Below are 17,974 nucleotides of genomic sequence, written 5' to 3' on the forward strand. Positions count from 1 at the left end.
CCGAAAAAATTATTGTTATAAACACGGTGGTCTTAAGCCACGCAGAAATAATTACCCGATGTGAACAGCGCACGCAAGATATAAAAATTCACGCCATAACCTGTCATTATTTCAGGTTGGATTTAATTTCAGCAAAAACGTGTTCATCTGTAACGCGGAGAAAAATAATGTAATAGCCGCAGCACGAAATAAACCAATCCGCACGTTTCACCCAAAATAAACCGGCGTGATTATCCGGGAATAAAAATAGCAAATAACAAATAAATATTATTGCCGCAGGTAAACCGTCACGCAGGGGAATTAACTGATGAGGGGAAATAACGACGGAGCGCGTTGCGCGCTCCGAGAGAGAATTCACTACTGCGCCAGCCAACCGCCGTCCATGTTCCAGGCGGCGCCGCGCACCTGCGCCGCCGCATCGCTGCACAGGAACAGCGCCAGCTCGCCGAGCTGCTCTGGCGTGACGAACGCTTGCGAAGGCTGCTTCTCCGCCAACAGCTCATCGCGCGCCCGCTGCGGATCGGTCCCGGCGGCAATGCGTTTGTCGATCTGCTGCTGCACCAGCGGCGTCAGCACCCAGCCGGGGCAGATGGCGTTGCAGGTGACGGGCGTGCGCGCAGTCTCCAGCGCCAGCGTCTTGGTCAGCCCCACCACGCCGTGCTTGGCCGCCACATAAGCCGACTTGTCTTTCGACGCCACCAGCCCGTGCACCGACGCCACGTTGATGATGCGCCCCCAGTTGCGCTCGCGCATCCCCGGCAGCGCCAATCGGCAGGTGTGGAACACCGCCGACAGGTTGATGGCGAGGATGGCGTTCCATTCCTCCACCGGGAACTGATCCAGCGGCGCCACGTGCTGAATGCCGGCGTTGTTCACCAGAATGTCCACGCCGCCGTACTCGCGTTCGGCATACTGCATCATGTCCGCTATCTGGGCCGCATCGCCGAGATCGGCGCCGTGATACCCCGGCGCGGCGCCCAGCCGCGCGACCTGCGCTTGCGCCTGCTCCACGTCGCCGAAGCCGTTGAGGATCACGCGCGCGCCGGCGGCGGCCAACACGGACGCTATCCCGAGGCCGATGCCGCTGGTCGAGCCGGTCACCAGCGCGGTTTTGCCTTGTACACTCATGGTATCGCTCCTTTAAACAATGCCGGTCAGGTAGAACACGCCGATCACGAACAGCACCGCGGCGCTCTTGATCAGGGTGATGGCGAAGATGCCGCCATAGGCCTGCCGGTGGCTGAGGCCGGTGATCGCCAGCAGGGTGATCACCGCGCCGTTGTGCGGCAAGGTGTCCATGCCGCCGCTGGCCATCGAGGCCACCCGGTGCAGCACCTCCAGCGGAATCTGTGCCGCATGGGCGGCGGCGATAAAGCTGTCGGACATCGCCGCCAGCGCGATGCTCATGCCGCCGGAGGCCGATCCGGTGATGCCGGCCAACAGGGTGACGCTGATCGCTTCGTTCAGCAGCGGATTGGGGATCGCCGACAGCGCCTGCGACAGCACCAAAAAGCCCGGCAGCGCGGCGATCACCGCGCCGAAGCCGTATTCGGAGGCGGTGTTCATCGCCGCCAGAATCGCGCCGCCGACCGCCGTCTTGCTGCCTTCCGCCAGCCGGCCGCGAATATTGCGAAAGCCGAACACCACCACCAACAGAATACCCGACACCAGCGCCGCTTCCACCGCCCAGATGGCGGTGATCTTCGCCACGTCGGTGGCGATCGGCTTGGCCAGCCCCGGCAGCGTCAGCTCATGGCTGGCGCCGTACCACTGCGGGATCCAATGGGTGAAGCCAAGGTTGAATACCCCGACCAAAATCAACGGCAGGATGGCGATCAGCGGGTTCGGCAGGTTGATGTCGTCCGGGGTTTCCGGCTCGTTCAGCAGATCGGTGCCGTATCCCTCTCCCTTCAGCTGCGCCTTGCGCCGCTGGCGTTCAAGATACAGCAGACCGACCGCGATGATGAACAGCGAGCCGATCAGCCCCAGCCAGGGCGCGGCCCAGGCATTGGTGCCGAAGAAGCTGGTCGGGATGATGTTTTGGATCTGCGGCGTGCCCGGCAAGGCGTCCATGGTGAAGGAGAAGGCGCCGAGCGCCACGGTGGCCGGGATCAGCCGCTTGGGGATACCGCTCTGGCGGAACAGCTCGGCGGCAAACGGATAGACCGCGAACGCCACCACGAACAGCGACACCCCGCCGTAGGTCAGCAGCGCGCACACCAGCACGATCACCGGAATGGCGTGACGCCGGCCGAGAATGCGGATCGCCGCCGCGACGATCGAACGGGAAAAGCCGGACAGCTCGATCAGCTTGCCGAACACCGCCCCCAGCAGGAACACCGGGAAGTAGAGCTTCACGAAGCCGACCATCTTCTCCATAAACAGCCCGGTGAAGGTCGGCGCCACCGCGCCGGGATCGGTCAACAGCACCGCGCCCAGCGCGGCGATCGGGGCGAACAAAATCACGCTGTAGCCGCGGTAGGCGGCCAGCATCAGTAATCCCAGTGCTGCCAGGGCAATCAAAACGCTCATCGGTCACCTCAGTATCGTTGTTATTGTCAGGTACGGAGTGCGAAATTACGGTTTCAGCGCAAAGCGCAGCTGATGCGCCCGTCGCCGTTGAATGCGTTCCCTGCGTGCGTCATCCCAAAGATAAAATCCCCGGCCGCTGCGCTGGCCGGTATCGCCGCGCTGCAGCCGCTGTTCCACCAGCGCCATCATCTCGTCGCCGGTCGCCAGTTCCGGGAACAGGTGGCGGGCGATGTCCGCCACCGTCGGCAGCCCGGTCATGTCGGCGGCCTCCAGCGGGCCGACCATGGCGTAGCGCCGGCCCAGCGAGGCGCGCATCACCTGATCCACCACCTCGGCGCTGGCGATGCCGCTGTGGACGATGTGCAGCGCCTCGCGCAGCACCGCAAACTGCAGCCGGTTGCCGACAAACCCCGGCGCGGCGCGTTCCAGCAGCACCGCCTCCAGCGCCATCCCGCCGAGCAGCGCCTGCACCGCCGCCAGATGGCGCGGATCGGTGGCGCGGCCGGGCACGATCTCCACCAGCGGGATCAGGTGCGGCGGGTGCCAGAAGTGGGCGATCAGCAGGCGCTGCGGATGGGTCATGCGCGCCGCCAGTTCGTCCGGCGGCAGGCCGCTGGTGTTGCTGGCAATCACCGCGTCGTCGGCGATCAGCCCTTCCAACTGCTCATACAGCGCATGCTTCAGCTCGAGCCGTTCCGGGATCGCCTCGATAAGCAGCCGGGCGCGCGCCACGTCGTTCAGATCGCCGGTCACGTGCAGCCGCGCCAGCGCCGCGTCGCGCTCGCCATGATCAAACTGCCCGACGTCGCTCAGCTCGGCCAGAATGCCGCTCGCCACCGCCGGCGCCTCCACCCGGCGCTGCGGATCCGGGTCATACAGCAGCACCTCATGGCCGTGGCGAATAAAGTGGGTGGCGATGCCCACCCCCATCAATCCGGCGCCCAGTACCGCATAGTCAGATGACTGCATCGTGCCCTCCTCGGTTGTTTACGGGCGCTCTACCGCCAGCGCCACGCCCTGCCCGCCGCCGATGCACAGCATCGCCAGCCCCTTGTTCACCCCGCGGCGCTGCATTTCGTACAGCAGCGACACCAAGATGCGACAGCCGGACGCGCCGATCGGATGCCCCAGCGCGATCGCTCCGCCGTTGACGTTGACCCGCTCCGCCTCCCAGCCCAGTTCTTTGCCCACCGCCAGCGCCTGCGCAGCGAAGGCTTCGTTGGCCTCGATCAGATCGACCTCGTCCAGCCGCCAGCCGGCCTTTTCCAGGCAGCGGCGCGCGGCCGGCACCGGGCCGATGCCCATGATAGCCGGATCGACGCCCGACGAGGCGTAACCGGCGATGCGCGCCAACACCGGCAAGCGCAGCGCGGTGGCTTTTTCCGCGCTCATCAGCAGCACCACGGCGGCGCCGTCGTTGAGCGATGAGGCGTTGCCGGCGGTTACCGTACCCTCCTTGCGAAACGCCGGGCGCAGCCGCGCCAGCGCCTCCAGGCTGGTGTCGCGCGGCTGTTCGTCGTGCTTAACAAGCAACGCTTCGCCCTTCGGCTTCGGCACCGTCACCGGCGTGATCTCCTGCGCGAAACGCCCGGCCTGCTGCGCCGCCTGCGCCTTCTGCTGCGAGCGCAGCGCAAAGCTGTCCTGTTCGGCGCGGCTGATGGCGTATTTCTCCGCCAGGTTCTCGGCGGTGATGCCCATGTGATAGTCGTTGAAGGCGTCCCACAGGCCATCGTGGATCACGCTGTCCACCATCTGCGCGTGACCGAGGCGCAGACCGGCGCGCGCGCCGGCCATCAGGTAAGGCGACTGGCTCATGCTCTCCTGGCCGCCGGCGATCACCGCCTCGGCGTCGCCGCTGCGGATCGCCTGCACCGCCAGATGCACCGCCTTCAAACCGGAGCCGCACACCTTGTTGATGGTCAGCGCCGGCGTCGTCACGGGCAGCCCGGCATTCAGCGCGGTCTGGCGCGCCGGATTCTGCCCGCAGCCGGCGGTCAGCACCTGGCCGAGGATCACTTCATCGATCTGCTGCGGCGCCACCCCGCTTTGCGCCAGCAGCCCCTGCACCGCCGCCGTGCCCAGTTCCACCGCCGTCAGCGGCGCCAGCACGCCGTGAAAACTGCCGACCGGCGTGCGCGTCGCCGCCACGATCACCACTTCACGTTGTTGCACATTCACCTCCCGTTTCAGAAACGCATTTCCGGCACTTGCTCCGGCACGATCAGCCGGCCGGCGGTTTTGGCGACAATCTCCGCCACGCTGACGCCGGGCGCGCGTTCGCGCAGCACGAAAGCGCCGTCTTCAATTTCCAGATAGGCCAGATCGGTCAATACCTTGCGGATGCAGTTGGCGCCGGTCAGCGGCAGCGTGCAGCGCGGCAGCAGCTTGGACTCGCCGCCCTTCGAGGCGTGGGTCATCACCACGATGATGTTCTCCGCCCCCGCCACCAGATCCATCGCGCCGCCCATGCCCTTGACCATCTTGCCGGGGATCATCCACGAGGCGATGTTGCCCTCGACGTCCACTTCAAACGCCCCCAGCACGGTCAGATCGACGTGGCCACCGCGGATCATGGCGAACGACTGCGCCGAATCGAAGATCGACGCGCCGAGGCGCGCGGTGACCGTCTGCTTGCCGGCGTTGATCATGTCGGCGTCCAGCTGCTGCTCGGTCGGGAACTCGCCCATCCCCAGCAGGCCGTTTTCCGACTGCAGCATCACGTCCATGCCCGCCGGCACGTAGTTGGCCACCAGCGTCGGGATGCCGATACCCAGGTTGACGTAATAACCGTCCCGCAGCTCTTGCGCCACGCGCTGCGCCATTTGTTCACGGGTAAGCATGCGAATTCTCCTTATGCCCGCAGGGTGCGTTGTTCGATACGCTTCTCGAAGGTGCCCTGGATCAGCCGATCGACGTAGATGCCGGGGGTGTGGATCGCCGCCGGATCCAGCTCGCCCGGCGCGACGATCTCTTCCACTTCCACCACCGTGATGCGCCCGGCGGTCGCCATCAGCGGATTGAAGTTCTGTGCGGTGTGGCGGTAGATGACGTTGCCGAAGTGATCGGCCTTCCAGCCTTTAACGATGGCGAAATCGCCGGTGATGGCGGTTTCCATGATGTAAGGGCGGCCGTTGAACTCGCGCACCTCTTTGCCTTCGGCAATCGGCGTGCCGTAACCGGTGGCGGTGAAGAACGCCGGGATGCCGGCGCCGCCGGCGCGGATCTTCTCCGCCAGCGTGCCCTGCGGCGTGAGCTCCACCTCCAGCTCGCCGCTGAGCGCCTGCTGCTCGAACAGCGCGTTTTCGCCGACGTAAGATCCCACCACCTTGCGGATCTGCTGGGTTTCCAGCAGCCGCCCGAGGCCGAACCCGTCAACGCCGCAGTTGTTGGAGACCACCGTCAACCCGCGCACGCCGCGCCGGCGGATCTCTTCGATCAGGTTTTCCGGGATGCCACACAGGCCAAAGCCGCCCGCCAGCACCGTCATGTTGTCCGTCAGGCCTGCCAGCGCTTCCTGGTAGCTGCCGACGCGTTTGTCGAGCCCTGCCATATCGTTGCCCCTGCATGTTGCGGCGCAGGGCGAAATGCCCTGGCTTGCGTGAGGGCATCTTCAGGTCACAAAAATGATTTGTTAATTTTGTTTTTATGCCGCATTCATTTAGAATTTTTATTAATCAGGCGTTAACCACCAATTTACAAAGAGTTAACATAAGTAAAAATGAAAATGAGCATCAAACAGTTACGCGCGTTTTTAGCGGTGGCTCACACTCTGAACTTCGCCCAGGCCAGCGAGCGGCTGAATATTTCTCAGCCGGCGCTCAGCCTGGCGATCCGTGGGCTGGAAGACGCGCTGGGCGGGCCGCTGCTGCTGCGCACCACCCGCCGGGTGACGCTGACGCCGGAGGGGGAAACCTTCTTCCCGATGGCGCGCCAGCTGCTGGCGGATTGGGATAACGCGGAAGAGGCAATGCGCCAGCGCTTCACCCTGCAGATGGGCAAGGTGGCGATCGCCGCCATGCCGTCGTTCGCCGGCAACCCGCTGCCGCCGATCCTCAAGGCATTTCGCGATCGTTACGCCGGCATCAACGTGGCGGTGCACGACGTCATCAACGAACAGGTGTTTGAAATGATCCGCGAAGGGCGGGTGGAGATGGGCATCGCCTTCGAGCCGGAGCCGAGCGACACCCTGCACTTCACCCCGCTGTGCCGCGATCGCTTTCTGGCGGTGGTGCCGAAGGATTCGGCGCTGGCGCGCAAGGCGCAGGTAAGCTGGAAGGAGCTGCTGACGCTGGATTTCATCACCCTGCAGCGGCCATCGGCGGTGCGGCTGCTGCTGGAGCAGGAGCTGGCCCGCAGCGGGCGAACGCTGGAGGTGGCGTTTGAAAGCCACCAGTTGGTGACGGTCGGGCGCATGGTGGCCAACGGCCTCGGCGCCAGCGCGGTGCCGGCGCTGTGCGAGAAACAGATGGATGAGCTGGGGGCGGTCTGCGTGCCGCTGATCGGCCCGATCATCGAACGGCGCGTGGGCCTGATCCGCCTGGCGCAGCACCAACTCTCTTCCGCCGCGCAGGCGCTGGCGACGGTGATCGAACGGGAAATGGCGGGGAGTGGCGCACAGCCTGCGCTTAAACCGTAAACCCGACGTGCTTGCCGCCCGGCAGCTCAACGTCCAGGCGCAGCGTGCCGCCCATCGCTTCCACGTAGCGTTTCAGGGTCGAAATCTTCAGCTCATTGCCGCGCCCTTCGATGGCCGCGACAGAAGGCTGGGAAATGCCCAGCGTTTTCGCCAATTCCTGTTGGGAAATATTCAGCGCTTCCCGCAACTGGTGCAGGTGCGCTTCAAACAGCATCTCTTCGGCCATTTCCTCGATGCGCCGGCGGCTATCCGGGGTGCGGGTGGCCAGCAGTTGCTTTAAGGTGCTCATGGGTTACTCCTTGCAAACTCTTTCGTTGTCATTACCGTCCACATGGCATCGCCTGATTATAGAGTACAATCTATGACAAGACGATAGACCGGAATATATAATTTTCTCCAGACCGCCATTGGCGTTTTGCCTGGTAGCTCGAAAAAACAGTGGTGATTGCCTTGCGGCTTGAGCATGGAATGCGACGAGATACGGGAACAGCGGCATCAGTATCGGCCAGAGAAGAAAACATGCGGATTTGGCGAGGTAATAAAGCACGCAACCCGGCGTTTTTATTTTTGAATATATATAAAAGAAATAAAATCATTTTTCATATCAATCAATAGATTGCACCCAACATCCATTTGCCTTTCCATCTTGTGAGCGAACGCAAAAGATTGTGACAAAGTGGGTTAATCATGCCTGAACTTTCGCGATGGTGTTTTTTTCATGTTTTAACGGATTAAAACCATGGCCACAACTCAAGGAAACGCCAGAAAACTTACGGCCGGTGAAATCACATTGGCCAGACTGCTCTACAAAAACGCTGTCGATTACTCCCGCGTTCGCGTCCATAACGGCAGCTATTTCCCCTTCGGCTTACAGCATGAAGATACGGCCGTAACACCAAATGGCACGCTCTATTTTATGCCCAAACACTTTCAAGAAGACTTTGCCACGGCAAACGCCTACGATCAGAATTGGTTTATCCATGAAATGGCGCATGTCTGGCAATATCAATTAGGCATGAACGTACGCCTGCGCGGGTTGGCTAGTTGGGCGGTTTCCTATCAGTATTCCTTGCCCAATTATCATCTTCTATCCGATTATGGAATGGAGGCACAGGCAAGTATCATTGCTGACTATTTCTACCTAACTAAATTCGGACGCAATGGCTTTCAAGTAATCACCAACTACAGCGGCATTATTGGGCCAGACATCAAAAAACGCTATGAATGGGTATTGCGAGCTTTCCTGAACAATCCAAAGAACCGGAACACCTTGTCATGATAAGACTTTATCTCTCGTTACTGTGCGCACTGCTACTGAACGGCTGTCAATCCACTCAACCCTGGTACCATCCGTTGGATGTCTCGCTAAAAGACAACCAACCTTGCTTTGCCGTGCCTATCAACAGCGTTCGCAGCGGCGACAGCCTGCAAAACCGGGGAGTGATTGTCTCACGGCAGGAACAACAGCAATGGCATATCGTCTGGACCTCACCAGAAGTCACTCCGTTGCCTGACCTGAAACCCGGGCAATGCGTCACTTATCCGCAAGTAAACTGGGCTGAGGGAGAATACTCGGTCTTGCTCGGCGTCTCGATGAATAACGATAAGGAAAGGCGTAAATACATGAGAACCTTTACTTTGAGCATCGAGCATAATGGAAAGACACTATTACGTAGCGATCATTAAGCTACCCATCATTGTATTTTCAGATGATACTTCGGCCGCGAACAGGAGTGCGCCAAGATCGCGGTGAAGGGGTACAGTCATTTTGCGGCAAGTACTGCGGCGGGGATTTGGGGGGGTGAAGGTGGTGCGATGTTAGCAATGACAGCTTGTAGTATCGTCTTAGGCGCCTCCACATTTGGTACCGGTATTTTAGCTTGTGGTATAGCAGGTGCTGCTCTGGGTGGCGCAGCTGGCAGTTGGGGTGGCGGTGCAGCCGCCGACAGCATTACTGGTTTCATTTTTGGTGAATAATGAAAATCGCTATCGTTCTGTTCTTCACTCTGACATTGATTAGTGCCCTGGTTCAGTACTTTTACTATCGGCGCTATAAAGACGAATTTTCTGAATTCTATCAACGTTATGTGCAAAGCGCCCACCCCTTGCCTCCATTTGTCATCTTCGCGGATAACCTTGGTTTGCTCGGTGTATCTATCAAAGCGCAATGGTTCCGTTGGATATTGAATGGCAGAAAAATAAAGATAGGGAAAAACGCTTTTCTGAGCCCAAAAACCTACGAATTCGTAAATGAAAATACATCTCAACGCCTCAAAAACTGGCTTCGAAAAGACTTCATCTTAAGCGTGCTGAAAATGGGGTGTTTGGCGTTGATGTGTATCTTTGCTTTTTTGAGCAAGGCATAACGCCCCTTGAACCTTAGCCGGCGGCTTATGAAAACAGCATCACTTATTGCAGCCGCGCTGCTCTTACTTTGTTGGCTTGTTCAAGATATTTACTCTCGTCGCTATAAACGCGAGTTCGATGTTTTTTATCAACGCTATATCCAACAGGGCCACTTTGTCCCTGCTCACGTCGCGATTGCCGATGGCCTCGGCTCTTTAGGTACTTCCATCAAAGCCCAATGGTTCAGATGGATCCTTTGCGGCAAGAAAATCAAGGTGAAGAAAAACCAATATCTTACCGCCAAGACCTATGAATTTGTTCGTCTTTCATCATCTGAGCGCTTGCAGACCTGGATGAAAAACAACGGCACGCTTTTGGCGCTGGAAGGCGTGCTCTTCATCATGGCATTGATCTTTATGTTGATAGCGAGAATGTCGTGATTCAGGCTACTCAATGAAAACCCTTGTCATATTATGCTCAACGCTGCTGGTTTTAAGCGCCTTCATCCAGTTCATTGGTTACCGTCGCCATAAAAAAGAGTTTGATGCTTTCTATCAACGTTACGCCGGCAGCGGACATTTTATTCCGCCCTACGTCGCCTTTGCCGACGGCCTCGGCATGCTAGGTATCTCATTAAAGGCACAGTGGTTTCTTTGGATCCTGAAAAGGAGAAAAATAAAAATAAGGGATCAAGTTTGGCTCGATGCGAAAACCTACGACTTCGTGCAAAAAACTACCTCTCCTGAGCTACAGAAGTGGCTGGCGATGGATTTTATACTTTTGCTCGTAGAGGCCGTTATTATCGCCGTGGGTTGTATTTTTATTTACCTCATCAAGCATCAAGGTTGAGCAGACGCGTTGCTCCCCTCCACCGCCTGCACCGCCGCCTTCTGCGTGGCGCGCTGATATAAGCACAGCTCCCTGCCCGGCTTGTTTTTCATAAACGGCTGCGGGTAGCGCCCGCCGATAAACAGCGCCGAATAGCCGACGTCATCGCCGTAGTGAACGATCGCCCCTTCCACCCTGGCGTTTTTTAGCCCGCTGGCTTTCAGGCAGGCGGCGCGCATCGCCCTTTCGCTCTCGGCCCACGCCTGTGGGGAAGACGCGGTGGCGTTGAACGCGGCCAGCGCGGCGATAAGCAGCCCTATTTTCTTCATCGTTATCTCTCCTTCAACGGCCCGTCTCGCCAGTATAGACCGTGCCGGCGCGGCCAACCCGCCAACGCCGCCGCATTCTTTACGGCATTTTTATTCCGCGCCCCGTTAACGTTACGGCGTTTTTACAGACAGTTTTTGCCGCCGCAGATACCCTTTTCACAACGCCACTATGGCCTCACAAGAGAGTTGTCCCATGCGTTTATCCCTGCCTCTGGCCGTGATCGGTCGCCGTTCTGGAGCGCGCCATGCATGCTAATATCATCGGCTTCAATCCGCTGCTGGCGGAGCTGCCCGCTTCGCCAACGCGCACCTTCCACAAAGAGCTGGAACACTACCTGCAGCGCTATCCGCAGACCGAACAGCTGGATATTTATCTGCACGATCTGAACGGCCAGCTGCGCGGCAAGCGGCTGCCGATCGCCGAAGCCTTTGGGCTGGAGAAAGGCTGCTACTTCCCGCTATCGATCTACGCCCTGGATCTGCACGGCCGGGTGATTGAAGAAAGTGGGCTGGGGCAACGGGCGGGCGAGCCGGACCGCTTGTGCCTGCCGGTGCCCGGCACGCTGCGCCCCTGCGCGCGCGATCCCGAACGCCACGCCCAGCTGCTGCTGACGATGCAAAACGCCGACGGCGGCGCCTGCGAGCTGGAGCCGCGCGTGGTGCTGCAACGGGTGCTGAAGCGCCTGCACGAGCGCAACTGCTTCCCGGTGGTGGCGGCCGAACTGGAGTTCTACCTGCAGGATCCGCAGCATCCCGCCGAGGCGGAAACCTGCCCAACGCAGAGCTTCGCGGTGGATGCGCCCGAGCGTCACCATGCGCTGCTGAGCGACATCGAACGGCACGCCCGCCTGCAAAACCTGCCGTTGACCGGCGTGGTGGCCGAAGCCGCCTCCGGCCAGTACGAGCTGAATCTACATCACAGCCGGCGCGTGCTGGAAGCCTGCGACCAGATCATGGCGCTGAAACGCCTGACGCGGCAGATTGCCGAGCAACATCACCAGCACGCCTGCTTTATGGCCAAGCCCTGCGCCCACGCCGCCGGCAGCGGGCTGCATTTCCACATCAGTTTGCAGGACGAGCACGGCGAGAACCTGCTGACCGGCGCGCCGGGCGAACTGAGCGACAACATGCAGCAGGCGATGGCGGGCATGCTGGCGCTGATGCCGGCGTCGATGGCGATCCTGGCGCCCAACATCAACGCGTTTCGCCGCTTCCGCCCCGGCATGCACGTGCCGCTGCGCGCCTCCTGGGGCCACAACAACCGCACGGTGGCGCTGCGCCTGCCCTGCGCCGACAGCGCCAACCAGCGCATCGAATACCGCCTGGCCGGCGCCGACGCCAACCCCTATCTGGCGCTGGCGGTGATGCTCGGCGGCCTGCTGCACGGGCTGGAAAACCCGCTGCCGCTGCCGCCCGCCGCCAACGGCTGCGAGAGCGACAACGCAGCACCCTTGCCGCTCGGCCAGCAGGAGGCGCTGGCGCTGTTCCGCCACAGCGATCCCCTGCGTGAGATGCTCGGCCCGGCGTTTTGCACCCTGTGGCACACCTGCAAAAGCGCCGAACTGCGCCGCTTCGAGGAACAGGTCACCGCCGCCGAACTCGGCTGGATGCTGTAGCCCCCGGTTCATTAACCTAAGGATAATCATGAATATGCAACCGCAACGGGCGCCCGTGCAGCCGCTGCTCTGCTGGCGCAAAGGCGTTTTTCATATCAGCACCGATCGGCAGCTGTTGGATATCGAGGCGATCCAGCGTTTCCTCAACCTGCCGGATCGGGCGGCGGCCGAGCGCCTGGCGCGCCACGGCCTGTGCTTCGGGCTGTATCGCAAGCGCCACCTGCTCGGTTTCGCCCGCATGGTGACCGATTACGCCACCTTCGCCTCGGTGAGCGAACTGTTCGTCAGCGCCGAATACCGCGGCGTCGGGCTGGGAAGCTGGCTGACGCGCTGCTGTCTGGCGCATCCGGCCTTGCGCGGCCTGCGCGTCACGCTGCCCGCGCTGCAAGCGCCCTGGCGCGCCGATGGTTCGGCGCACGCCCTGCGCGCCCTTCACTGATAAGGAGACCCCCAATGTCTCGTTTGGTGCTGATTTCCAACAAGCAGTGCGACGGTAAGGATCTGGCCTGCGCCGGCCAGACGCTGGCGGCCGACGCCGAACCGGGGCTGTGGCTCGGCTGGAACGGCGACGTGCAGAATTTCGCACAGCGCCCGATCAGTTGCCGCCAACGCACCGGTTACGATCAGGTGACCTTTCCGCTGTCGATCGAGGAGTTTCGCCGCCACTATCAGGGCTATTACCACGACGGCCTGTGGCCGGTGTTCCACAACCAGCCGGAGAAGGCGCACTTCACGCCGGAAAACTACCGCGCCTACCGGCAGCTGAACCGCCGTTTTGCCGATATCGCCTGCGAGCACCTGTGCCCCGGCGACACCGTCTGCATCGACGACTACCAGCTGCTGCCCTGCGCCCAGGCGCTGAAGGAACAGGGGCTGCTGAACGCCTGCGCGTTCTTCTTCCACCTGCCGTTCCCGTCGGCGGCGCTGCTGCGGCGCATCCCGGAACATCGCCAGCTGATCGCGTCGCTGCTGTTCTACGATCTGATCGGCTTTACCACCACGGACGATCGCAACGCCTTTCTCAGCTGCCTGGCGGCCGAGTTCCCGCTGGAGATGCTGCCCGACGATCAGATCCAGGCCAACGGGCATATTTTCGCCACCGGCATTTTCCCCGCCGGCATCAACGGCAGGCAGGTTTATTGATTTACGGCGGCGCCCCCCCTTCAGGCGCGCCGTTTTATTTCGCCGTGATTTATTTCCCCGTCTTTATCGCCACCCCCATGCGTTATTTTATTTTCCGGATATAGCGATTAAAAAATGAATATTTATCCTGTTACACATCAACCGTAAAAACCCTACGCCGCCAATTGCTTTTTATTAGCGAAAAACATTACCCTCTTCCTGCCATATTTAAACCGAGGAGGGCCCCATGGGCGATGAAAGTTTTAGTTTTACGCTAATGCTATTGGGCGTCTTTCAGTAATGCCATCCAGGTTGCATTCTGAAAGACACGGAATGCGGCAACCGCTCCCCTTCTGACGGCCTTTCCCGCTCTGCCGGCCCACCCATCGCCCCGCTGCGAAAACAACGTCTGTCTCAACCGCTACGGCGGTATTTATCTGGTGTCGCCGGGCATATTCCCCGAGCGGCGACGGATTTCTTATGGGAAAAATAAGGTATTGCGTTATGCAAAATAACCGGGGTACATCTGTTTTCAGAAAGTCTTATTTAAATGACTTTATCGTTATCGCCATCGGTGTTTTTTTCATTGCCTTTTTTATTCGTGCCTGGGGTGACATGCACGGTGACTTCAATGAACAAAACGTCTCTGCCATTAGTCTTGATGCCTGGAACCTGCTTTATTATTCGCTCAGAACCAGCATGCGCTTTCTCCTCGGCATGGCCTGGTCGCTGCTGTTTTCTGTGGTTTTCGCCGTGCTGGCCGCGCGCTATACGCCGCTGCGCCGGGTGATCCTGCCCTTCGTCAACTTTATGGAGTCGGTGCCGCTGGTGGGGTTCCTGACCTTCACGACCGTGTATTTTCTCAACCTCTACCCGCACAGCGTGATGGGGCTGGAGTGCACCGCCATCTTCGCGGTGTTTACCGGCCAGGCCTGGAACATGATGCTGACGCTGTATCAGACGCTGCGCATCGTGCCCAAGGAGCTGGATGAAGCCGCACGCAGCTTCAATTACAACCCGTGGCAACGCTTCTGGCGGCTGGAGTTCATCTATTCAGTGCCGGGCCTGCTGTGGAACGCCATGGTGTCGCAATCCGCCGCCTGGTTCGCCCTGGTGGCCTCCGAAGCCATTCCGGTCGGCGATCGCTCGGTCGAACTGCCCGGCGTCGGTTCCTACATCGCCGAAGCGCTGGCGCAGCAGAACGTGCCGGCGATCCTGTATGCGATCGTCGCGCTGGCCGCTAACATCGTGCTGCTCGATCAGCTGGTTTTCCGCCCGCTGGTGCGCTATACCGCGCGCTTCAAATACGAAGACGTCACCGCCAATCGGCCGCTCGGCAATCCGTGGTTTTACAACAGCCTGGCCTTCTCGCACGTCGGTGCGGCGCTGGGCCACACGCTGCGCGCGCTGGCTGACCTGTGGCTGTTCAAGCTGCCGCGGCTGTGGTACGCCCTCGGCCTGCACCGCCTGTTCAGGCTCGCCGCCAGGGGGAACTGGCTGTGGCGCAGCCTGTGGTATCTCGGCGTGGTGCTGGCCTGCGTCTGGTTCGGTTACCGGCTGTGGGAATACTTCCCCAAACAGTACTTCGCCATGCTGCCGGAATGGATGCTGCTCACCACCGCGCGCGTGGCCGCGGCCATGCTGCTCAGCGTGGCGATCTTCACGCCGCTGGGGGTGTGGATCGGCATGAATCCGCGGCTGGTGAAGATCTTCCAGCCGATCATCCAGATCCTGGCGGCCATTCCGCCCAACATTTTCTACCCGCTGATCGCCGCCTTCATCGCCATTTATCATCAGGATCTCGGCTGGTGGGCCATCCCGATGATCATGTTGGGCACCCAGTGGTACGTGTTGTTTAACGTGATCGCCGGCGTTTCCGCCATTCCGACGCAGATCACCGAGGTCAGCGAAACCTTCGGGCTGCGCCGCTTCCGCTGGTGGCGCTACTACATGCTGCCGGCAATTTTCCCCTACATCGTGACGGGCATCATCTCCGCCGCCGGTGGCGCCTGGAACAGCGCCATCGCCGCCGAGGTGATCCAGTGGGGCAGCACCACCCTCAGCGCCACCGGGCTGGGCGCGTTCATTTCCGTCGTCACCGACGCCGGCAAGAACCCGGAGTCCGCGCTGGGCTGCGCCGCGATGTGCGCGCTGGTGGCGCTGTGCATCATCTTCGTCTGGCAACCGCTGTATCGCATCGCGGAAACCAAATTCAAATATGACTGATCAAGGAGGAACAACATGGTGAGTCAAGACGTGATTATCAGCGCCCGCCGGCTGAACAAGACGTTTATCGGCGAAAACAAGCGCCCCAACCCCGTGCTGCGCGACGTGACGCTGACCGTGCACGCCGGCGAGTTCGTCACCATTCTGGGGCAATCCGGCTCGGGCAAGTCCACGCTGCTGCGCATGCTGGCCGGGCTGATCCCACCGGACAGCGGCACACTCACGCTGGCAGGCAAACCGGTCGACGGCCCAAGCGCCAACGTCGGCATGGTGTTTCAGTCCTACGCGCTCTATCCCTGGCTAACGGTGTACGACAACATCGCCTTCGGGTTACTGGCGCAACGGCTGCCGCCGCAGACGATCGCCGAGCGGCTGGGAGCGCTGCTGCGCCTGGTGGGCCTGACCGGCTATGAGCACGCCTGGCCGCGCGAGCTCTCGGGTGGCATGCGTCAACGGGTGGGCTTCGCCCGGGCGTTGGCGGTAGAGCCCGACCTCTTGCTGCTGGACGAACCCTTCTCCGCCCTCGATATCTTTACCGCGCAAAAACTGCGGGGCGACCTGCTGGCGCTGTGGGGAGACAACCGGCTGCGCACGCGCGCCATGGTGATGGTGACGCACGACGTCGAAGAAGCGGTGCTGATGTCCGATCGGGTGCTGATCCTGGACGCGACCAGCAAACGGATCGACGACGAATTCAGCGTCAACCTCCCGCGTGCGGTGCGCAACCGGGATAGCCTGCGGCACCTCACCGATCGGATCCGCAGCTGCCTGTACAAAAAAATCGCGCAAGCGCAATCGGCCGGTTAACGGCCCTGTTTTCATTCACTTGGGGAACTGAAATGAACCATAAAAGCGTGCTGATGACGCTGTTCATCCTGCTGCCGGCCGCCGCCACCGGCGCAGAAATCGTCAATAAAGACGGCAATAAACTGGATCTGTACGGCCAACTGAACGGCGTGCATGACTTCAGCAGCGACGCCGACAATAACGGCGACCGCTCCTATACCCGCTTCGGCTTCAAAGGCGAGACGCAGATCGGCGACGGGCTGACGGGGTATGGCCAATGGGAATATCAGGCAGGGCTCGATCAGCCGGAGAGCGCCGGGCCGGGCGACAGCTATACCCGCCTGGGCTTTGCCGGATTGACGTTCGGCCACTGGGGCAGTCTGGATTACGGCCGCAACTACGGCCTGCTGTATGACGTTGCCGGCTGGACGGACGTGCTGCCTGAATTCGGCAACGACAGCTACGAAGCGGCCGACAACTTTATGACCGGCCGCGCCAACGGCCTGCTGACCTACCACAACCGCAGCCTGGGCGGTCTGGTCGACGGCCTGGATCTCGGCCTGCAATATCAGGGGAAGAATCGGGGGGACGACGCTCAACGGGCGAAGGATATCCAGACGCAAAACGGCGATGGCTACGCCTTTTCCGCCACCTACGATACCGGCGTGGGGCTCAACGTTGGCGCCGCCTACGCCAACTCTGCGCGCACCCTGGCGCAACAGCGCTTCGGCCTGGCTGACGGCGATCGCGCCCGGGCCTGGACGCTGGGGCTGAAATACGACCAGGACAACCTCTACCTGGCGGCAAGCTACGCGCGCACCGAGAACATGACCTACGTCGACGGCAATCGCTACGCCGGCTTCGCCCCCCGCGCGGACGCCGTCGAGGCGGTCGCGCAGTATCACTTCGATTCCGGCGTCACGCCCTCGCTGGCCTACCTGCAAACGCGCGGCCGCAACCTGCCCGGCATCGGCGACGCCGATCTGGTCAAATACCTGGATCTGGCGCTGAATTACAGCTTCAACGCCAACATGTCTACCTACGTGGAGTACAAACTCAACCTGCTGCAACAGCAGAACGCCGTCGGCGCCGGCGCCGACGACATCGTCGAAACCGGCATCATGTATCAGTTCTGATCCCCATCCCGGCCGGAGGGCGCTCTCCGGCCGGTTTATTATGTGACTTTCCGCTCGCCTCTTATTCTCTCGTTTAATTCAGGTTTATATTTCCGTAAAATGATTCCTATATTCATTCTTGCGCCTTCCGTTTACGCCCCGTTTAATGAATAAAGAAAATCTTTCCCGCATTCATATTAAATTACATTTTGCCGCCATAATTCGGCGTAACCACATTGAATAACAGGCTATGGCACGCGTATTATGGCCACACGAAAAATAACGGGAGAATGATATGGACGGCGACAGTTGGTTGTTTATTTTATTGTTGGAATCGCTGAGGTCACAGGAGCAATAGTCATCCCATTGCATCCTGAAAGTGTCAGGATATGAGTCAGTTATAGCATCCCTTCGCTTTACCCTTCAGCCTCTGGCCTG

Annotated in this window: 22 protein-coding genes; 13 read left to right on the forward strand and 9 right to left on the reverse strand. The window is 60.4% G+C overall.

Features of this window, described 5'->3' with window-relative positions; all coding sequences use genetic code 11:
* Nucleotides 1-106: 106 nt before the first annotated feature.
* From ACYF6X_RS17705 to ACYF6X_RS17735, 7 genes are read right to left on the reverse strand one after another with little or no spacing between them, the layout of a single operon-like run.
* Entirely contained in the window at nt 107-373 is a 267-nt protein-coding gene (locus ACYF6X_RS17705; protein ID WP_130018711.1) for a hypothetical protein, read from the reverse strand.
* Nucleotides 358-1,128 carry a 3-hydroxybutyrate dehydrogenase gene (locus tag ACYF6X_RS17710; protein ID WP_130018712.1) on the reverse strand — a complete coding sequence of 257 codons (771 nt, stop codon included), beginning with the start codon at nt 1,126-1,128 and terminating at the stop codon, nt 358-360. The genes ACYF6X_RS17705 and ACYF6X_RS17710 overlap by 16 nt, the downstream gene beginning before the upstream one ends.
* 12 nt (nt 1,129-1,140) lie before the next feature.
* Nucleotides 1,141-2,532, reverse strand: a complete 1,392-nt coding sequence (locus tag ACYF6X_RS17715) for a GntP family permease (RefSeq protein WP_063991522.1) — start codon at nt 2,530-2,532, stop codon at nt 1,141-1,143.
* Nucleotides 2,533-2,577: 45 nt separating this feature from the next.
* Nucleotides 2,578-3,501 carry a 3-hydroxyacyl-CoA dehydrogenase family protein gene (locus ACYF6X_RS17720; protein WP_130018713.1) on the reverse strand — a complete coding sequence of 308 codons (924 nt, stop codon included), beginning with the start codon at nt 3,499-3,501 and terminating at the stop codon, nt 2,578-2,580.
* Nucleotides 3,502-3,519: 18 nt separating this feature from the next.
* The gene (locus ACYF6X_RS17725; protein ID WP_130018714.1) at nt 3,520-4,704 is read right to left on the reverse strand and encodes an acetyl-CoA C-acetyltransferase; all 1,185 of its coding nucleotides are present in this window, start codon (nt 4,702-4,704) and stop codon (nt 3,520-3,522) included.
* Between the two features lie 14 nt (nt 4,705-4,718).
* A complete protein-coding gene (locus ACYF6X_RS17730; RefSeq protein WP_019453268.1) occupies nt 4,719-5,372 on the reverse strand; it encodes a CoA transferase subunit B in 654 nt (217 codons plus the stop codon).
* Nucleotides 5,373-5,383: 11 nt separating this feature from the next.
* Complete coding sequence (locus ACYF6X_RS17735) at nt 5,384-6,082, reverse strand: CoA transferase subunit A (RefSeq protein ID WP_130018715.1); 699 nt, start codon at nt 6,080-6,082, stop codon at nt 5,384-5,386.
* A gap of 168 nt (nt 6,083-6,250) precedes the next feature.
* On the opposite strand from ACYF6X_RS17735, the gene ACYF6X_RS17740 reads away from it, so the two are divergent.
* Nucleotides 6,251-7,168 carry a LysR family transcriptional regulator gene (locus tag ACYF6X_RS17740; RefSeq protein ID WP_063991524.1) on the forward strand — a complete coding sequence of 306 codons (918 nt, stop codon included), beginning with the start codon at nt 6,251-6,253 and terminating at the stop codon, nt 7,166-7,168.
* On the opposite strand, the gene ACYF6X_RS17745 is transcribed toward ACYF6X_RS17740, so the two are convergent.
* Entirely contained in the window at nt 7,158-7,457 is a 300-nt protein-coding gene (locus tag ACYF6X_RS17745) for a helix-turn-helix domain-containing protein (protein ID WP_130018716.1), read from the reverse strand. The genes ACYF6X_RS17740 and ACYF6X_RS17745 overlap by 11 nt on opposite strands.
* 450 nt (nt 7,458-7,907) lie before the next feature.
* Between ACYF6X_RS17745 and ACYF6X_RS17750 the strand changes: the two genes are divergently transcribed.
* The 6 genes from ACYF6X_RS17750 (at nt 7,908) to ACYF6X_RS17775 (ending at nt 10,363) form a co-directional block, all read left to right on the forward strand.
* Nucleotides 7,908-8,447 (forward strand): hypothetical protein, encoded by a 540-nt coding sequence (locus ACYF6X_RS17750; RefSeq protein ID WP_130018717.1) that lies wholly within the window; start codon nt 7,908-7,910, stop codon nt 8,445-8,447.
* Nucleotides 8,444-8,854, forward strand: coding sequence for a putative T6SS immunity periplasmic lipoprotein (locus tag ACYF6X_RS17755; protein ID WP_130018718.1), 411 nt, complete (start codon nt 8,444-8,446; stop codon nt 8,852-8,854). The genes ACYF6X_RS17750 and ACYF6X_RS17755 overlap by 4 nt, the downstream gene beginning before the upstream one ends.
* A 129-nt stretch (nt 8,855-8,983) precedes the next feature.
* Nucleotides 8,984-9,145 (forward strand): hypothetical protein, encoded by a 162-nt coding sequence (locus ACYF6X_RS17760; protein ID WP_230200983.1) that lies wholly within the window; start codon nt 8,984-8,986, stop codon nt 9,143-9,145.
* On the forward strand, nt 9,145-9,534 hold the full coding sequence (locus tag ACYF6X_RS17765) for a hypothetical protein (RefSeq protein WP_063991525.1): 390 nt from the start codon (nt 9,145-9,147) through the stop codon (nt 9,532-9,534). Before ACYF6X_RS17760 ends, ACYF6X_RS17765 begins: the two co-directional genes overlap by 1 nt.
* Nucleotides 9,535-9,561: 27 nt before the next feature.
* Entirely contained in the window at nt 9,562-9,954 is a 393-nt protein-coding gene (locus tag ACYF6X_RS17770; RefSeq protein WP_130018719.1) for a hypothetical protein, read from the forward strand.
* A 13-nt stretch (nt 9,955-9,967) separates the two neighbouring features.
* Nucleotides 9,968-10,363 (forward strand): hypothetical protein, encoded by a 396-nt coding sequence (locus ACYF6X_RS17775; protein WP_130018720.1) that lies wholly within the window; start codon nt 9,968-9,970, stop codon nt 10,361-10,363.
* Here the strand turns inward: ACYF6X_RS17775 and ACYF6X_RS17780 are convergent.
* Entirely contained in the window at nt 10,354-10,671 is a 318-nt protein-coding gene (locus tag ACYF6X_RS17780; protein WP_089186802.1) for a hypothetical protein, read from the reverse strand. The two genes, ACYF6X_RS17775 and ACYF6X_RS17780, sit on opposite strands and share 10 nt — an antisense overlap.
* Before the next feature lie 245 nt (nt 10,672-10,916).
* On the opposite strand from ACYF6X_RS17780, the gene ACYF6X_RS17785 reads away from it, so the two are divergent.
* From ACYF6X_RS17785 to ACYF6X_RS17810, 6 genes are all read left to right on the forward strand, one after another.
* Complete coding sequence (locus ACYF6X_RS17785) at nt 10,917-12,287, forward strand: glutamine synthetase family protein (RefSeq protein WP_130018721.1); 1,371 nt, start codon at nt 10,917-10,919, stop codon at nt 12,285-12,287.
* Between the two features lie 28 nt (nt 12,288-12,315).
* Complete coding sequence (locus ACYF6X_RS17790; RefSeq protein WP_130018722.1) at nt 12,316-12,726, forward strand: GNAT family N-acetyltransferase; 411 nt, start codon at nt 12,316-12,318, stop codon at nt 12,724-12,726.
* A gap of 14 nt (nt 12,727-12,740) precedes the next feature.
* Nucleotides 12,741-13,430 (forward strand): trehalose-6-phosphate synthase, encoded by a 690-nt coding sequence (locus tag ACYF6X_RS17795; protein ID WP_130018723.1) that lies wholly within the window; start codon nt 12,741-12,743, stop codon nt 13,428-13,430.
* 678 nt (nt 13,431-14,108) lie between these two features.
* Nucleotides 14,109-15,635, forward strand: coding sequence for an ABC transporter permease subunit (locus ACYF6X_RS17800; RefSeq protein WP_130018724.1), 1,527 nt, complete (start codon nt 14,109-14,111; stop codon nt 15,633-15,635).
* A 15-nt stretch (nt 15,636-15,650) separates the two neighbouring features.
* The gene (locus ACYF6X_RS17805) at nt 15,651-16,442 is read left to right on the forward strand and encodes an ABC transporter ATP-binding protein (protein WP_130018725.1); all 792 of its coding nucleotides are present in this window, start codon (nt 15,651-15,653) and stop codon (nt 16,440-16,442) included.
* Nucleotides 16,443-16,474: 32 nt separating this feature from the next.
* Nucleotides 16,475-17,557 carry a porin gene (locus tag ACYF6X_RS17810; RefSeq protein WP_130018726.1) on the forward strand — a complete coding sequence of 361 codons (1,083 nt, stop codon included), beginning with the start codon at nt 16,475-16,477 and terminating at the stop codon, nt 17,555-17,557.
* Nucleotides 17,558-17,974: the final 417 nt, after the last annotated feature.

Source organism: Serratia sp. ID 25-353 (genome assembly GCF_054792795.1).

What these genes read in the sequence shown, in the direction of transcription:
- ACYF6X_RS17710 (WP_130018712.1), bottom strand. Translation starts at nt 1,128, where the DNA reads ATGAGTGTACAAGGCAAAACCGCGCTGGTGACCGGCTCGACCAGCGGC.
- ACYF6X_RS17715 (WP_063991522.1), bottom strand. Translation starts at nt 2,532, where the DNA reads ATGAGCGTTTTGATTGCCCTGGCAGCACTGGGATTACTGATGCTGGCC.
- ACYF6X_RS17720 (WP_130018713.1), bottom strand. Translation starts at nt 3,501, where the DNA reads ATGCAGTCATCTGACTATGCGGTACTGGGCGCCGGATTGATGGGGGTG.
- ACYF6X_RS17730 (WP_019453268.1), bottom strand. Translation starts at nt 5,372, where the DNA reads ATGCTTACCCGTGAACAAATGGCGCAGCGCGTGGCGCAAGAGCTGCGG.
- ACYF6X_RS17735 (WP_130018715.1), bottom strand. Translation starts at nt 6,082, where the DNA reads ATGGCAGGGCTCGACAAACGCGTCGGCAGCTACCAGGAAGCGCTGGCA.
- ACYF6X_RS17740 (WP_063991524.1), top strand. Translation starts at nt 6,251, where the DNA reads ATGAAAATGAGCATCAAACAGTTACGCGCGTTTTTAGCGGTGGCTCAC.
- ACYF6X_RS17745 (WP_130018716.1), bottom strand. Translation starts at nt 7,457, where the DNA reads ATGAGCACCTTAAAGCAACTGCTGGCCACCCGCACCCCGGATAGCCGC.
- ACYF6X_RS17750 (WP_130018717.1), top strand. Translation starts at nt 7,908, where the DNA reads ATGGCCACAACTCAAGGAAACGCCAGAAAACTTACGGCCGGTGAAATC.
- ACYF6X_RS17755 (WP_130018718.1), top strand. Translation starts at nt 8,444, where the DNA reads ATGATAAGACTTTATCTCTCGTTACTGTGCGCACTGCTACTGAACGGC.
- ACYF6X_RS17760 (WP_230200983.1), top strand. Translation starts at nt 8,984, where the DNA reads ATGTTAGCAATGACAGCTTGTAGTATCGTCTTAGGCGCCTCCACATTT.
- ACYF6X_RS17765 (WP_063991525.1), top strand. Translation starts at nt 9,145, where the DNA reads ATGAAAATCGCTATCGTTCTGTTCTTCACTCTGACATTGATTAGTGCC.
- ACYF6X_RS17770 (WP_130018719.1), top strand. Translation starts at nt 9,562, where the DNA reads ATGAAAACAGCATCACTTATTGCAGCCGCGCTGCTCTTACTTTGTTGG.
- ACYF6X_RS17775 (WP_130018720.1), top strand. Translation starts at nt 9,968, where the DNA reads ATGAAAACCCTTGTCATATTATGCTCAACGCTGCTGGTTTTAAGCGCC.
- ACYF6X_RS17780 (WP_089186802.1), bottom strand. Translation starts at nt 10,671, where the DNA reads ATGAAGAAAATAGGGCTGCTTATCGCCGCGCTGGCCGCGTTCAACGCC.
- ACYF6X_RS17785 (WP_130018721.1), top strand. Translation starts at nt 10,917, where the DNA reads ATGCATGCTAATATCATCGGCTTCAATCCGCTGCTGGCGGAGCTGCCC.
- ACYF6X_RS17790 (WP_130018722.1), top strand. Translation starts at nt 12,316, where the DNA reads ATGAATATGCAACCGCAACGGGCGCCCGTGCAGCCGCTGCTCTGCTGG.
- ACYF6X_RS17795 (WP_130018723.1), top strand. Translation starts at nt 12,741, where the DNA reads ATGTCTCGTTTGGTGCTGATTTCCAACAAGCAGTGCGACGGTAAGGAT.
- ACYF6X_RS17800 (WP_130018724.1), top strand. Translation starts at nt 14,109, where the DNA reads ATGCGCTTTCTCCTCGGCATGGCCTGGTCGCTGCTGTTTTCTGTGGTT.
- ACYF6X_RS17805 (WP_130018725.1), top strand. Translation starts at nt 15,651, where the DNA reads ATGGTGAGTCAAGACGTGATTATCAGCGCCCGCCGGCTGAACAAGACG.
- ACYF6X_RS17810 (WP_130018726.1), top strand. Translation starts at nt 16,475, where the DNA reads ATGAACCATAAAAGCGTGCTGATGACGCTGTTCATCCTGCTGCCGGCC.